We start from the raw sequence: 13,485 nt of genomic DNA, 5'->3' as shown, positions 1-13,485 counted from the left end.
GAAGCTATCCGACTTTTTCGGATAGCTTCTTTTTTATTTGCGTTCCATTACCGCAAAGTAATTGTTTTCATTATCAGCAAAGTTAAAAGCTCTGCCAGTAGGTAAATCTACAATTTGTCCAATAGTAACGTTTTTCTCAGAAAGATCTTTATATAGTTGATCTAAGTTGTTAGAGAAGAACATAAGTGAAGGAGTACCTAAGTTTAATTCAGGTTGCATCTTTGCAATTAACTCTTTATCGTGAAGGACGATGCTTGTTCCTGCTTCTTTTGATGGTGCAATTTCAATCCAGCGAAAACCTTGTCCGTTATTTTCTTCCGCAATAATTTGGAATCCTACTGTCTCAGTCCAAAATTGCATGGCTTCATCTTGATTATTTACATATAGCATAATTTGTCCAATTTGATTAATCATAGGTGTGTCCTACTTTCTTTTCGTGTATGGAATTCTATTATATCAAAGATATGGTTTGAATACCTTTTCGTGATTTTTCCGAAGTACAATCTTCGCCCATCTCATATTTGTCGTAGGAGAAGGTCCTGTAATCCATGTATGAAATGGTAGTGCACTGCATATGACTATTGCTGAAATCGAGATTGTGGCTGTTATTGTAAATAATAATAGGCTATATAATATTGTGTTTTCTTGCAGTGTGAATAGAGAAAGAAACTTTGTACATAGTTGCAAGAAGAAAAAGTGAGCTAAATAAGCACCATATGTGTAATTCCCGATAAATCGTAAAGCTTTATATAAGAAACTGCGTCTCTGTACGATTGTAATAGAAAGCACGTAAAGTATGATAATTTCGCATACGATATATAAAAACATAGACGGTTTTAAATAAGTCGAAACGGTTAAATGAATAGAGTTTGCTCCGTAAAAACTAAATAACTCATAATTGATGAATAAAAATAAGATAAAAAATAAGATTGTAATAAGCGGAATATGTTTTATGACAAATGTACGCCACGCTTTTAGTGCGACAGCAGCGATTCCTCCCATGACGAAATAGAATGAGTAGAAGAAGAAGGAACGGTCTGTATAATGTAAAATGGTTGAGCTAGTCAATTTCTCGCCATTAAAAATGTAGTGCGAAGAATACCACATTAAGAGGAAATATAGGCAAGCAAAGACGGTCATATATTTATATATGTCTTTTTTATTTTCTGTTCGTTTTTGAAACCAATAAAATAGTGTGCACAGTAAAGGGAACAGTAGGTGAATTTGAAACATCATAATCACATACCAAAGATGGGGTGCGGCTGTTCCGAGTAATAAACTTTTTATTCCGCTTTGTAGTGTAATCATATCGTTTGTTGTTAATAAGTAAAGAATAGACCAGAAGAGATAAGGAATGAGTAAATGTGCGGCTTTTTCATAAATATATTCTGCGTAGGCAAGTTGCTTTGTATATTGACGAATTAAGTGGAAGCCGACGATAAATATGAATGCAGGTGCTGAAAATTTTGCGAGATTAAATAGCATACCCATAATGAGGGATTGCTCAAGTAAAACATGTCCTTGATTCATTGTATATAATAACGAACTTTGCAAAACGACAGCAAGGAATGCAATGCTTTGCAAAACTTTAAATTCAGGTGCGCTTTGTGTCATTAGGTCCATCTCCTTTTCCATACATGATTATAATACGGAGAATAGATAAGAGGTGTGGAATATTTGTGAAGTTTTTAACAAATTTGTGGCGGAATAGATTATATCGACGATTTTTCGGATATATCGTTCATAACTTCAAATATATCAACGATTTTTTCAATATATCGACGTTTCGACAAGGGATATCGACTTATCAACAAATAACGACAAAAAGAGGATACTCAAAACGAGCATCCTCTTTCTATCTATTAAGCAAATTTGTTTTTGATCCAGTTCTTACCTTCTACAAGGCGAGCTGTCATTACGGCACAAGCGTTATCTGCTGTTACGTTTAACATCGTTGCAGGAGGATCAATGATTGTACTGATTGCTGCGATAATTGGCAATGCTTCTGGCGGGAAGCCATATAAAGAAACGATTAACATTTCACCAATCATACCGCCGCCTGGAATAGCGCCCATTACTGTTCCTACTAATAGAGAAACAACAAGTGCGATTGCTAATGTTTTTGGTCCTTCGAATTCCATGTTGAAAATACCGAATAAGAAAGCAATTTTTAATACGCCGCCTAAAACAGAGCCGTCTTTATGAAGTGTAGATCCAAGAAGGACAACTGTTTCACGAACGTCAGAAGAGATACCCATTTTCTTCGTTGCTTCTAAGTTCGCTGGAATACTTGCGGCACTACTACAAGTTGCAAGAGATGTAACTGTAGGAGAGACCATGTTCTTCCAAAATACTTGTACACCTTGCTTGCGACCTGCAAGGTATGCATAGAACGTAAAGAATACAAAGAAGTAAATAAGAGACGCTGGATAGTATACCATTGCTGCTCGGAAGTAAGTTCCAAGAAGCTGTGGTCCGAATTCACCAACTAATGCTGCGAAGTAAGCAGCAAGTCCGATTGGAGCGTAGTACATAATGAAAGATACGACTTTCATTGAAATTTCTGCACCAGCTTGTAAGAATGTAGCGAATGGTTTTCCTTTTTCACCAACTGCTGAAGTTGCAATCCCCATTAAAATAGAGAAGAAAATAAGAGCTAACATATTTTCACGAGATAGTAACTTCGAGAAGTCAGATACTGTTAGAATACCGACGATTTGATCTGCAACACTAACTGCTTTTTCAGCTTTGTCAGGTTGGGTTAGTTCTAATACAACACCTTGTGCTGGCGGGAATACTTTCACGACAATAATCATAAAAATAGCAGCTAAAATACTTGTAAATAAGAAAGTCCCAGCCATACTAGACATAATTTTACCGAAACGTTTTAATCCATCCATATTAGCAATAGATGACGCGATGCTAAAGAACACTAACGGTACAACAATCGTAAACATTAAGTTTAAGAAAATGTCACCAAGCGGCTTTAAAGCAACTGCATCGGCACCCATGAAATAACCAATGAAACCACCAATTAGGATAGAAGATAATAAAATAAGTGGAAAGCGATATGCCTTCATAAATATATCCTCCTATCAATTAAAAAAATCATACTGAATTATTATAGCGAGTTAAAGTCCTCTTTACTAGGAGAATACGGATAGATGGAATAGCGTGAAAACCGAGAAATTTTTGTTTTTAAGCTCGGCATACAGCAGGAAATCTAGACATATATATTTGTAACCTAGTTGTGGTAAGGGATGCGCCATCATTTAGGTTGAGAAGAAGGGGGAGGGAAGCGAGATGAATATTTTGCTTTGCTGTGCAGCGGGAATGTCTTCCAGTTTGATTGTTACTAAAATGGAGAAAGCAGCAGAGGCAAGAGGAATAGAGGTAAAGATTTGGGCTGTATCAGGTTCTGAAGTAAATAGCCATATTGATAAAGCCGATGTACTTTTACTTGGGCCACAAGTACGTTATTTATTACCGAAAATGAAGGAATTATGTAAGGAGAAAGGGGTACCTGTTGATGTCATTCAATCCGTTCATTACGGACTTTGTAATGGGGAAGCTATCTTGCAAGCAGCTTTGTCAATGAAACCATGAGGAGAGTGGGATAGATGATACGGTTTTTAGAGAAATATGTAATGCCGGTAGCAGGAAAGGTTGCAGAGCAGAGGCATTTGCTAGCAATTCGTGATGGACTTGTATTGACGATGCCGTTCTTAATTATAGGATCATTTTTCCTCATCATTAGTGCTTTACCAATACCAGGTTATAATGATTTTATGGCAGGTTTGTTTGGGGAGAATTGGCAGAGGGCTTTGGGGTATCCAGTTAGTGCAACTTTTAATATAATGGCTTTAATAGCTGTTTTTGGAATCGCTTACAGACTTGGAGAATATTATAAAGTGGACGCTTTAGCATCCGGGGCATTGTCGCTTGTGACGTTTTTACTTGCGACACCATTTCAAGTTGCATATATTATACCAAGTACAAAAGAGAGTGTACTTGTAGAAGGTGCTATCCCAGCTGTATTAATGGGAAGCCAAGGGTTATTTGTAGCAATGATTATTGCACTTATATCTACTGAACTTTATCGGTTTATTGTACAAAAAAAGATAATTATAAAGATGCCAGAGACAGTTCCGCCAGCTGTGACACGTTCATTTGCCGCGCTTGTTCCAGGATTTATTGTTGTAACGGTTATTTGGCTTTTACGCTTAATTATAGAAAATACTTCTTTTGGTAGTATCCATAATATTGTAGGGCAAATTTTACAGGAACCACTTAGTGTACTTGGTGCTAGTCTTTGGGGCGCAATAATAGCTGTTATTCTCGTTCATGTTCTTTGGTCATGTGGAATTCATGGAGCTACTATTGTTGGTGGTGTAATGAGTCCCGTTTGGTTGTCATTAATGGATCAAAACCGAATTGCTTACCAAGCAGGGCAAGATATACCAAATACGATTACTGCACAGTTTTTTGATTTATGGATTTATATGGGCGGATCTGGTGCAACGCTTGCTTTAGTTGTAGGAATGTTATTATTTGCCCGAAGTCAGCAATTAAAAAGTATAGGTAGATTGTCAATTGCGCCTGGTATATTTAATATTAATGAGATGGTAACTTTTGGGATGCCGATTGTCATGAATCCAATTTTATTAATTCCATTTATATTGGTTCCAGTTGTGTTAACAATTGTTTCTTACTTTGCAATGGAATGGGGATTAGTTGCTCGTCCGAGCGGTGCTGCTGTTCCTTGGACGACACCAATTCTATTTAGTGGATATTTAGGATCAGGTGGGAAAATTTCAGGTGTTGTTTTACAACTTGTTAACTTTGCGCTTGCATTCTTCATTTATTTACCGTTCTTAAAAATATGGGATAAACAAAAAGTGGCGGAAGAAAAGGGGGAGTAAAGAACTAAAATGGATACGATAGAAACGAAGGCCTTTCACTTAATCTTGCATGGGGGAAATGCGAGAAGTTGTTCAATGGAAGCAATTGATTGCGCGAAGCGTGGAGAGTTTACAGAAGCAGAAGCGAAATTACAAGAAGCGTTAGAGGAATTAAAAGAGGCACACCGTGTACAAACGGATCTCATACAGAAAGAAGCCGGTGGTGAAAAGACCGAAGTTACCCTTCTGATGGTGCACGCACAAGATCATTTAATGAATGCAATTACGGTGAAGGAATTAGCGAGTGAATTTGTAGAATTATATAAGAAGATGTCAGTGACTGAATGAACCTTGCTTATGCAAGGTTTTTTATGTATGTGTCTGTACCATCAGTGGAGTGTTTGTTCCACTGATGGTATTTACAATCCTCCTTTTTACAAATGAGTAAGAGTGATATTTAATCGACAGTAACAATCTCCCCTATACCACGGATTAGCTTTTTTATATGCATCTCATTTGGTTTCAATATACTTACGATATAATCAATCGCTATTTGCGGTTCAACGGTTGTACCGCACGTATAACAATCAATGGCGGCAAAGTTTTTTTCTGGATAAGTGTGAATAGAGAGGTGGCTTTCTGATAGTAAAACTAAAACAGTAACACCATGCGGATCAAATTCTTTTGTACTTACGTTTAAAACGTGGGCACCAGATTGATCAGCAGCGTGAACTAAATGATGTTCTAAAAAGTAAATATCATCTAATAGGGAAAAATCCACTCCCCATAAATCTACTATTATATGCTTACCGAAAGTAGAATATTCCATAAGGTAGCGCTCCTTACTATAATGTTGTTAAAATTCCATTTCCTGTTTGTAACATTGATGTAGGATAAGATTCGATTCTGAGTTTAAAAGAGCGAGATTACGTTGTTCTAAATGTTCTTCTCTAAATTGAAATAAAGGAGAAAGAAGGGAAGGTAATGTTCGAGGCGTTGGCACTACATATAATTGCTCAATTTGATCGAGTACATAGGCAGAATTAGCGGCAATATGAAATCCCCAGTCAGTTCCGAAAGAAGGAACGATTGTATGATAACTTTTCACAGTTAATCCCGCATGTTCAATTGTATTACCGATACTCCAATATACTAGAGGTGCATCAGCAGGTGAATTAGATTGGCAGACGAATGCCCCATCTTCTGTTAAAAACGTAGCGATACGTGCAAAAAGTTCGCTTGTATATAAAGTACTTAAAATTTCTGTTGCTGGATCAGGAAAATCAATAATAATTACATCGTATAAGGATGAAGGAGAATTTAGAAATTCTTTCGCATCACATACGTGCACATTCACGCGACTATCCAAAAATGCATTGTTGTTTAAAGATACTATTTCTGGAACATTACGTGCCATATTAATCATTGCCTCATCTAAATCAACAAGGTCTACATGTAGCACAGTTTCATATTTCAAAACTTCTCGCAGGGCAAGGCCATCGCCACCACCTAATATGAGAACACGTTTTGGATCAATTACTTTTGACATAATTGGATGTACAAGTGCTTCATGATAAATTTGCTCATCGACGGAACTGAATTGTAGTTGCTTGTCCAAATATAAACGGATATCGCTTACTTGTAGCAAATGAATATTTTGATAATTGCTTTTTTCATTCAATAAACTTGTATGTTCACCAGCTTGTATTTCTTTTAAAGAAATTTCATCCCATATATCTAGGTTGTGTGAATCCGTGGGTACTATGACTACATTTTCCGTTTGTGCTTGCTTATCCTGTTTATCCTGTTTATCCTGTTTGCCTTGTTTACCGTGCTTGTCCTGCTTATTTTCTATTTCCTGCTGTTCTAGTTCAAATTTGTTAGAGTCTAATTCAGAACGTTTGTCTTTTTTATAGCTTGTTATTCTATAAATCTTTATTTTGCTTTGTTTTCTATGTTTTGGCATAGGAATCCCCTTTCGAATTGTGTTACTTTACTCTATTCTATGTAATTTAGTAGAGTTTGCTTGGACAATAGATAGAGGAGTTTTTTAATAGATTTTCACGCTAAAAAAATTTTTTTAGTGTTTTTTTGTTTTAAACACAACTAGACAACTAAACACTAATCTATTTTCATACAGTTATGTGTTAAAAGCGTGTTGTTTTATAACACACTGTGTGTTTTTTGATCGACACACTAATTGAAAGCGTTAACACACAAAGAAAATAGTCGAAAAAGTGCTGATTTTAGTGGTTTTAAAAAGTTGGCACGCTAATTGCATTAATAAATAGCGTAAAGAAAAATAAATAAAATATAAATTTTTTATACTACACAAGGGGGATTTTCAAATGAATATTTTATTATGTTGCTCAGCAGGGATGTCTACAAGTTTACTAGTTACAAAAATGGAAGCGGCTGCAAAAGCTCGCGGTCTAGAAGGAAAGATTTGGGCTGTATCTGGGGATGCAGTAAAAACAAATATCGATCAAGCAGATGTATTATTACTAGGACCACAAGTTCGTTACATGCTGTCTTCAATGAAAACGCTTGCTGATGAGAGAAATGTTGGAATCGACGTTATCAATCCAATGCACTACGGCATGATGAATGGAGAAGCAGTTTTAGATCACGCATTAACACTTAAAAAATAATTAGGGGGGAAGCAAAATGCAAAAGTTTATTGCATTCATGGAGAAATATATTGTTCCTGTCGCTGGTAAAATCGGATCGCAACGTCACTTAGCTGCGATCCGTGACGGATTTATTGCAGTTATGCCACTTATTTTAGTTGGTGCACTGGCATCACTAATTAATGGTTTTCCATCTGAAGCTTTCCAAGATTTCATGAAAGGTTTGTTTGGTGAAACGTGGAAACAAGTTGGCGGTGGAATGTGGACTGGTTCTTTCGCGATTCTAGCACTAATCATAGCATTTACAACAAGTTATAACTTAGCAAAATCTTACGGCGTTGATGGTTTGTCAGCAGGTATTATTTCATTTGGTGCGTTAATTATTCTTACGCCAACAACACCGAAAGAAGGCGGATTGAACTTAGTTTGGACAGGTGCACAAGGGTTATTCGTAGCAATTATTGTGGCACTCCTTGTTACTGAAGTATTCCGTTTCTTCGTACAAAGAAACATTACTTTTAAAATGCCTGATGGAGTACCACCAGCAGTTTTAAGATCTTTTGCAGCTATAGTTCCAGCATTTGTTATTTTAACAGTAGTTGCAGGTATTCAATTAGCAGTGAAATTAGCTGGTACAAGTGTTCATGAATTTATCTTTAATACGATTCAATCACCACTGCAAAGTTTAGCAGGGACATTACCAAGTGCAATTGTCATTGTACTCCTTGTTCATCTTCTTTGGTTCTTCGGTTTACATGGTCCGAATATCGTTGGTGGTATTATTGAGCCATTATACTTACCGGCATTAGAGAAAAACATGAAGTTATTCCAAGGTGGTACATCTGCATTTGATGTTCCAAACATTGTTACAAAACCATTCTTTGATACTTTCGTATATCTGGGTGGTTCTGGTGCAACATTAGCGTTCTTAGTAGTTGTATTACTTGTAGCAAAAAGTGCACAATTACGCGGTGTATCTCGCTTATCAATTGGTCCAGGTGCATTCAACATTAACGAACCAGTAATCTTTGGTACACCAATTATTTTAAATCCAGTTTTATTCTTGCCGTTTATCATAACACCAATCGTATTAGTAATTACTTCTTATACAGCTATATCTATTGGTTGGGTACCAAAAACAGTTGCGATGATTCCATGGGCAACACCACCAATTATTAGTGGTTATCTTGTAACAGGTGGGCATCTTTCAGGCGCAATTCTACAGTTATTCAACTTTGTAATTGCGATGGTAATCTATTATCCATTCGTTGTATTATGCGATCGTTCTGTTGTTCGTACTGAAAAAGCAGCAGCACAAGGAAATAACAACTCTGTACCTATGTAACACAGTAATTGTTCTCACAGATAACACTATCTGTGAGGACAATCACCTTTATATCATGTTCAAAAAGATGAGATCCATCTACAAGAACACCAAACTATCATTCATAAATTAATATTTTAATAGAAATGTTCAAACTGAAGGGGTATGTAAGTCGGTTGAACGATAATGGAGAGGGCGGTAATTATGATGACTACAGCAGAACAAATTCCATTCCAATTGATTTTAAATAGTGGTAATGCACGAAGCTTTGCGATGGAGGCACTTCAATTTGCCAAACAGGGGAAAATGGCAGAGGCTGATGAAGCGATGGTAAAGGCGAAAGAAGCGATTAATGAAGCGCATCATTTCCAAACGGAGCTCATACAATCAGAAGCAAGAGGAGAAAAAACAGAGATTAGTGTTCTTTTAATTCACGCACAAGATCATTTAATGAATGCGATTACAGTAAAAGAATTAGCAACAGAGTTTATCGATCTTTATAAAAAGCTTGAAGCGAAAGGGGAATAAAGCATGACTGGAATTAAAATTGCTACAATCGGCGGTGGATCTAGTTATACACCAGAGTTAATTGAAGGATTTATTAAACGTTATGATGAGCTTCCTGTTCGTGAAATTTGGTTAGTAGATATTGAGGCAGGAAAAGAAAAGTTAGAAATCGTTGGTAACTTAGCGAAACGTATGGTAAAAAAATCTGGTTTACCAATTGAGGTACATTTAACGCTTGATCGTCGCGAAGCATTAAAAGATGCTGACTTCGTAACGACGCAGCTTCGCGTAGGTTTATTAGAAGCTCGCGCAAAAGATGAAGCAATCCCGTTAAAATATGATGTAATCGGTCAGGAAACGAATGGTCCTGGTGGTTTATTCAAAGCATTGAGAACGATTCCTGTTATTTTAGATATTTGTAAGGATATGGAGGAGCTTTGTCCGAATGCATGGTTAATTAACTTTGCAAACCCAGCTGGTATGGTAACAGAAGCTGTTCTTCGTTATACAAATATTCAAAGAGTAGTTGGTCTATGTAACGTTCCAATCGGAATCCGCATGGGTCTTGCAAAATTGCTTGAAGTAGATGCAAGTCGTGTTCACGTTGATTTTGCAGGTTTAAATCACATGGTATATGGATTAGACGTATACTTAGATGGCGTAAGTGTAATGGATCGTGTGTTAGAACTTGTAACAGATCCAGAAAAGCAAATTACGATGGAAAATATCGCTGCGCTTAACTGGGAGCCAGACTTTATTCGCGGCCTTCGTGCAATTCCATGTCCATACCATCGTTACTACTACAAAACACGTGAAATGCTAGAAGAAGAGAAAGAAGCTTCGGTTGAAAAAGGTACACGTGCAGAAGTAGTAAAACAATTAGAAGATGATTTATTCGAGTTATATAAAGACCCGAATTTAGATATTAAACCACCACAATTAGAAAAACGTGGAGGCGCTTATTATAGTGACGCAGCATGTAGCTTAATTACGTCTATTTATAATAATAAAGGTGATATCCAGCCTGTTAATACACGAAACAACGGAACAATTGCAAGCTTGCCACATGATTCGGCTGTTGAAGTGAACTGTATTATTACGAAAGAAGGTCCAAAACCAATTGCAGTTGGAGATCTTCCAGTACCAGTTCGCGGTTTAGTACAACAAATTAAATCATTTGAGCGCACAACAATTGAAGCTGCTGTTACAGGGGATTATCATAAAGCGCTGCTTGCTATGACAATTAACCCACTTGTACCATCAGATAAAGTGGCAAAACAAATTTTAGATGAAATGTTGGAAGCGCATAAAGAATATCTTCCGCAGTTCTTCAAAAAGGTAGATAAATAAAAGCGGCGCTATTTAGCCCGCTTTTTTTTATCCTATTAGGAGGTATTACAATGATTAAGTTAATTGTAAATGCAGATGATTTCGGTCTTACAGAAGGTACAAATTACGGCATTATTGATGGACATATAAATGGACTTGTAAATTCAACGACGATGATGATGAATATGCCAGGAACAGAGCATGCGGTACGCTTAGCAAAAGAGTATAAAACGTTAGGGGTAGGCGTACATCTCGTATTAACGGCAGGGAAACCGCTTCTTGGAGATGTACCGTCACTTGTAAGTAGCGATGGATTGTTTCATAAACAAAGCATCGTATGGGAAGGGAAAGTAAATCCAGAGGAAGTCGAGCGAGAATGGACTGCTCAAATTGAGAAATTCTTATCTTACGGATTAACGCCAACTCATTTAGATAGTCATCACCATGTGCACGGATTACCGATTTTGCACGATGTTCTTGAGAGATTAGCGGCTACATATAATGTTCCGATCCGTCGTTGTGAGGAAGAGCGAGCAGTACGCCCATTTTCTGACGTATTTTACAGTGACTTTTACGCAGATGGTGTGACGGAAGATTACTTCGTGAAGTTAAAAGAAAGAGTACAAGGTGAACAAACGGTAGAAATTATGGTTCATCCAGCTTATATTGACCCAGAGCTTGTGAAGCGTTCTTCTTACGTAATGGATCGCGTGAAAGAATTGCGTATTTTAACAGAGAGTGAGTTGCCTGAAGGAATAGAGCTTGTAAAGTTTTAATAGAAAAAAGACGGCTACATTATGCCGTCTTTTTTTATTTACAAAATGGATAGAATATATCCGCCAAAGGCTCCAAGTATAACGATAACCCAAGGTGGTGTTTTCCAAAAAGCGAGCAAGCAAAATAGAAGAGATGCAAAAACAAAATCTACAGCGTTCATAATCGTGCTTGTCCAAATCGGGTCATAAAAAGCTGCTAATAAAATACCGACAACGGCCGCATTGACTCCAAGTAGTGCGCCTTGTATGAAAGATATTTTTCTCACACTGTCCCAAAAGGGTAAAACACCAATAACGAGTAAGAAAGCAGGAAGAAAGATCGCAATTGTTGCAAGTATGGCACCAAGCGTCCCGTTTAACACTGCTCCTATATAAGAGGCGAATGTAAATAGTGGTCCTGGCATTGCTTGTGTTAATCCGTATCCAGCTAGGAATTGTTCTTTCGTCATCATTCCGTTTTGTACGAACTCACCTTCAAGAAGGGGGAGGACGACGTGTCCGCCTCCAAATACAAGTGCGCCAGAGCGATAGAAACTATCAAATAAAGCGATGTAATAAGAGAACGGTCTTAATATTGGTAGCAGTAGTAATAGTCCGAAGAATAAGACGAGACAAGAAACTGCTATCTTTTTTGAAATAGGTACTTTTATATGTTGAGATTGACTAATTGGTTCGTTGCGATATAAAAGCCAGCCGATAAAGCCAGATATGATAATGAGAGTGACTTGTGTCCAGCTACTTGGCCATAATAGGGCGATTGAGGCAGTTGCAATTGCAATCGTCGCACGATTTCGGTCTGGCGTTAATTTTTGCGCCATTCCCCATATTGCATGAGCGACAATAGCGACTGCTACAAGTTTTAGCCCATGAATCCAGCCAGCACTTCCAAGGTCGAACTGATTAAGGAATGAGGCGAAGAAAACTAAAACAAGCACAGACGGTAAAGTGAACCCAATCCATGAAATAATAGCTCCGAATACCCCGCCTCTTAATAATCCAACGCCCATACCGACTTGGCTACTAGCAGGACCAGGGAGGAATTGACATAGTGCTACTAAATCTCCATAGATTCGTTCATCCATCCATTTTCTTTTTTGTACATATTCGTGGTGGAAATAGCCGAGATGGGCGACGGGGCCACCAAACGAAGTAAGTCCTAATTTAAATGAGACGAGAAAAATCTCTAATAATGTGTGAAAAGTGTATTTGTTATTTTCCAAAACGACCTCCTAGAATGTTTTTCTAAGTGCATTATACAAGAGGTAGTAAAGAAAAAGGAACGATTCTAGTGTAAAGATTATGTGAATCTTTTCTTCGTAATTAACACTTGAAAAAGTCATAAATGATTATGTATAAACCATAAAGTAGTAGAAGTAGTGCTGGGAAATTTATATAAGGAGAATGCCCGTATGACAACACATTTCTTTGCGAGGTTAACAGGTAAGAGGGAAATACCTCCTGTAAATACAGAAGCTTATGGCGTAGCAGAGTTTATATTTAGTGAGGATTTAAAGAAGTTGCAATATCGGGTCATATTGAAAAACATCGAAAAAGTTACATCATGCCAAATTCATTTAGGGAAAGCAAATCAAATTGGTCCAATTGTTTTAAGTTTATTTGGTCCATTAAAGCAAGGGATTAGTGTTAATGAAGGAGTCGTCACTGGTGTAGTTAATGTGGGGGATTTTGAAGGGCCTTTACAGGGGCGAGCGTTTGATAGCTTACTGCAAGAAATCATTCAGGCGAATGTATATGTAAATGTTTATACGAAGTCACATAAGAAGGGTGAAATAAGGGGGAGAATTAGGAAAGTAAAGAAGTAGCAAAAAGGCTGTTCATATTGAACAGCCTTTTCTGTTATAAGGTGGGAATTTTAGCGATTATTGACGGTAAATCGATATATTAGAAAAATCGCTGATAAAACTCGAGTTGCGCTGATATATTTTGAAAATCGCCGATAAAACCTGAGTTGCGCTGATATATTTTGAAAATCGCTGATAAAACTCGAATTGCGCTGA

Annotated in this window: 15 protein-coding genes; 9 read left to right on the top strand and 6 right to left on the bottom strand. The window is 37.2% G+C overall.

From position 1 onward, the window contains the following. Window positions 1-33 precede the first annotated feature (33 nt). The 3 genes from PSR14_RS28030 to PSR14_RS28020 form a co-directional block, all read right to left on the bottom strand. The gene (locus PSR14_RS28030) at window positions 34-414 is read right to left on the bottom strand and encodes a VOC family protein (protein WP_098487172.1); all 381 of its coding nucleotides are present in this window, start codon (window positions 412-414) and stop codon (window positions 34-36) included. Window positions 415-456: 42 nt separating this feature from the next. After that, complete coding sequence (locus tag PSR14_RS28025) at window positions 457-1,614, bottom strand: acyltransferase (protein WP_101218660.1); 1,158 nt, start codon at window positions 1,612-1,614, stop codon at window positions 457-459. Between the two features lie 248 nt (window positions 1,615-1,862). Then, window positions 1,863-3,080 (bottom strand): dicarboxylate/amino acid:cation symporter, encoded by a 1,218-nt coding sequence (locus PSR14_RS28020; protein ID WP_000649370.1) that lies wholly within the window; start codon window positions 3,078-3,080, stop codon window positions 1,863-1,865. A 223-nt stretch (window positions 3,081-3,303) separates the two neighbouring features. Between PSR14_RS28020 and PSR14_RS28015 the strand changes: the two genes are divergently transcribed. Genes PSR14_RS28015 through PSR14_RS28005 form a run of 3 tightly spaced genes read left to right on the top strand, consistent with a single transcriptional unit; the run spans window position 3,304 to window position 5,249 of the window. Continuing rightward, window positions 3,304-3,606, top strand: a complete 303-nt coding sequence (locus PSR14_RS28015) for a PTS sugar transporter subunit IIB (protein WP_001023546.1) — start codon at window positions 3,304-3,306, stop codon at window positions 3,604-3,606. Window positions 3,607-3,620: 14 nt separating this feature from the next. After that, window positions 3,621-4,922: a PTS cellobiose transporter subunit IIC gene (celB, locus tag PSR14_RS28010; protein ID WP_000617774.1), complete on the top strand. Its 1,302-nt coding sequence runs from the start codon at window positions 3,621-3,623 to the stop codon at window positions 4,920-4,922. Between the two features lie 9 nt (window positions 4,923-4,931). After that, on the top strand, window positions 4,932-5,249 hold the full coding sequence (locus PSR14_RS28005; RefSeq protein ID WP_000379635.1) for a PTS lactose/cellobiose transporter subunit IIA: 318 nt from the start codon (window positions 4,932-4,934) through the stop codon (window positions 5,247-5,249). A gap of 109 nt (window positions 5,250-5,358) precedes the next feature. Here PSR14_RS28005 and speD read toward each other — a convergent pair whose 3' ends face one another. Both speD and PSR14_RS27995 read right to left on the bottom strand, forming a co-directional pair. Beyond that, the gene (speD, locus tag PSR14_RS28000; protein WP_044792025.1) at window positions 5,359-5,730 is read right to left on the bottom strand and encodes an adenosylmethionine decarboxylase; all 372 of its coding nucleotides are present in this window, start codon (window positions 5,728-5,730) and stop codon (window positions 5,359-5,361) included. 27 nt (window positions 5,731-5,757) lie between these two features. Beyond that, window positions 5,758-6,867, bottom strand: a complete 1,110-nt coding sequence (locus PSR14_RS27995; protein ID WP_044792027.1) for a polyamine aminopropyltransferase — start codon at window positions 6,865-6,867, stop codon at window positions 5,758-5,760. Window positions 6,868-7,249: 382 nt separating this feature from the next. On the opposite strand from PSR14_RS27995, the gene PSR14_RS27990 reads away from it, so the two are divergent. The 5 genes from PSR14_RS27990 (at window position 7,250) to chbG (ending at window position 11,467) form a co-directional block, all read left to right on the top strand. Further along, window positions 7,250-7,552 (top strand): PTS sugar transporter subunit IIB, encoded by a 303-nt coding sequence (locus PSR14_RS27990; RefSeq protein WP_001023569.1) that lies wholly within the window; start codon window positions 7,250-7,252, stop codon window positions 7,550-7,552. A 16-nt stretch (window positions 7,553-7,568) separates the two neighbouring features. Next, a complete protein-coding gene (gene celB / locus PSR14_RS27985) occupies window positions 7,569-8,876 on the top strand; it encodes a PTS cellobiose transporter subunit IIC (RefSeq protein WP_001168828.1) in 1,308 nt (435 codons plus the stop codon). A gap of 183 nt (window positions 8,877-9,059) precedes the next feature. Next, window positions 9,060-9,383, top strand: coding sequence for a PTS lactose/cellobiose transporter subunit IIA (locus PSR14_RS27980; RefSeq protein WP_000989053.1), 324 nt, complete (start codon window positions 9,060-9,062; stop codon window positions 9,381-9,383). 3 nt (window positions 9,384-9,386) lie between these two features. Further along, window positions 9,387-10,712 carry a 6-phospho-beta-glucosidase gene (celF, locus tag PSR14_RS27975; protein ID WP_098487175.1) on the top strand — a complete coding sequence of 442 codons (1,326 nt, stop codon included), beginning with the start codon at window positions 9,387-9,389 and terminating at the stop codon, window positions 10,710-10,712. A 50-nt stretch (window positions 10,713-10,762) separates the two neighbouring features. Then, window positions 10,763-11,467: a chitin disaccharide deacetylase gene (chbG, locus tag PSR14_RS27970; protein WP_000593475.1), complete on the top strand. Its 705-nt coding sequence runs from the start codon at window positions 10,763-10,765 to the stop codon at window positions 11,465-11,467. Between the two features lie 38 nt (window positions 11,468-11,505). On the opposite strand, the gene PSR14_RS27965 is transcribed toward chbG, so the two are convergent. Further along, window positions 11,506-12,687 (bottom strand): chromate transporter, encoded by a 1,182-nt coding sequence (locus tag PSR14_RS27965; RefSeq protein WP_098487176.1) that lies wholly within the window; start codon window positions 12,685-12,687, stop codon window positions 11,506-11,508. 189 nt (window positions 12,688-12,876) lie between these two features. On the opposite strand from PSR14_RS27965, the gene exsM reads away from it, so the two are divergent. After that, on the top strand, window positions 12,877-13,290 hold the full coding sequence (gene exsM, locus PSR14_RS27960) for an exosporium regulatory protein ExsM (protein WP_000207029.1): 414 nt from the start codon (window positions 12,877-12,879) through the stop codon (window positions 13,288-13,290). The last annotated feature ends 195 nt before the right edge of the window (window positions 13,291-13,485 follow it).

It is taken from the genome of Bacillus sp. A01H (genome assembly GCF_045277205.1).
GTDB classification, from domain to species: Bacteria; Bacillota; Bacilli; order Bacillales; family Bacillaceae_G; genus Bacillus_A; species Bacillus_A paranthracis.
This window is presented reverse-complemented; position numbering and strand designations above follow the sequence as displayed.

What these genes read in the sequence shown, in the direction of transcription:
- PSR14_RS28030 (WP_098487172.1), bottom strand. Translation starts at nt 414, where the DNA reads ATGATTAATCAAATTGGACAAATTATGCTATATGTAAATAATCAAGAT.
- PSR14_RS28025 (WP_101218660.1), bottom strand. Translation starts at nt 1,614, where the DNA reads ATGACACAAAGCGCACCTGAATTTAAAGTTTTGCAAAGCATTGCATTC.
- celB (WP_000617774.1), top strand. Translation starts at nt 3,621, where the DNA reads ATGATACGGTTTTTAGAGAAATATGTAATGCCGGTAGCAGGAAAGGTT.
- PSR14_RS28020 (WP_000649370.1), bottom strand. Translation starts at nt 3,080, where the DNA reads ATGAAGGCATATCGCTTTCCACTTATTTTATTATCTTCTATCCTAATT.
- exsM (WP_000207029.1), top strand. Translation starts at nt 12,877, where the DNA reads ATGACAACACATTTCTTTGCGAGGTTAACAGGTAAGAGGGAAATACCT.
- PSR14_RS28015 (WP_001023546.1), top strand. Translation starts at nt 3,304, where the DNA reads ATGAATATTTTGCTTTGCTGTGCAGCGGGAATGTCTTCCAGTTTGATT.
- PSR14_RS28005 (WP_000379635.1), top strand. Translation starts at nt 4,932, where the DNA reads ATGGATACGATAGAAACGAAGGCCTTTCACTTAATCTTGCATGGGGGA.
- PSR14_RS27980 (WP_000989053.1), top strand. Translation starts at nt 9,060, where the DNA reads ATGATGACTACAGCAGAACAAATTCCATTCCAATTGATTTTAAATAGT.
- PSR14_RS27990 (WP_001023569.1), top strand. Translation starts at nt 7,250, where the DNA reads ATGAATATTTTATTATGTTGCTCAGCAGGGATGTCTACAAGTTTACTA.
- chbG (WP_000593475.1), top strand. Translation starts at nt 10,763, where the DNA reads ATGATTAAGTTAATTGTAAATGCAGATGATTTCGGTCTTACAGAAGGT.
- celF (WP_098487175.1), top strand. Translation starts at nt 9,387, where the DNA reads ATGACTGGAATTAAAATTGCTACAATCGGCGGTGGATCTAGTTATACA.
- PSR14_RS27995 (WP_044792027.1), bottom strand. Translation starts at nt 6,867, where the DNA reads ATGCCAAAACATAGAAAACAAAGCAAAATAAAGATTTATAGAATAACA.
- celB (WP_001168828.1), top strand. Translation starts at nt 7,569, where the DNA reads ATGCAAAAGTTTATTGCATTCATGGAGAAATATATTGTTCCTGTCGCT.
- speD (WP_044792025.1), bottom strand. Translation starts at nt 5,730, where the DNA reads ATGGAATATTCTACTTTCGGTAAGCATATAATAGTAGATTTATGGGGA.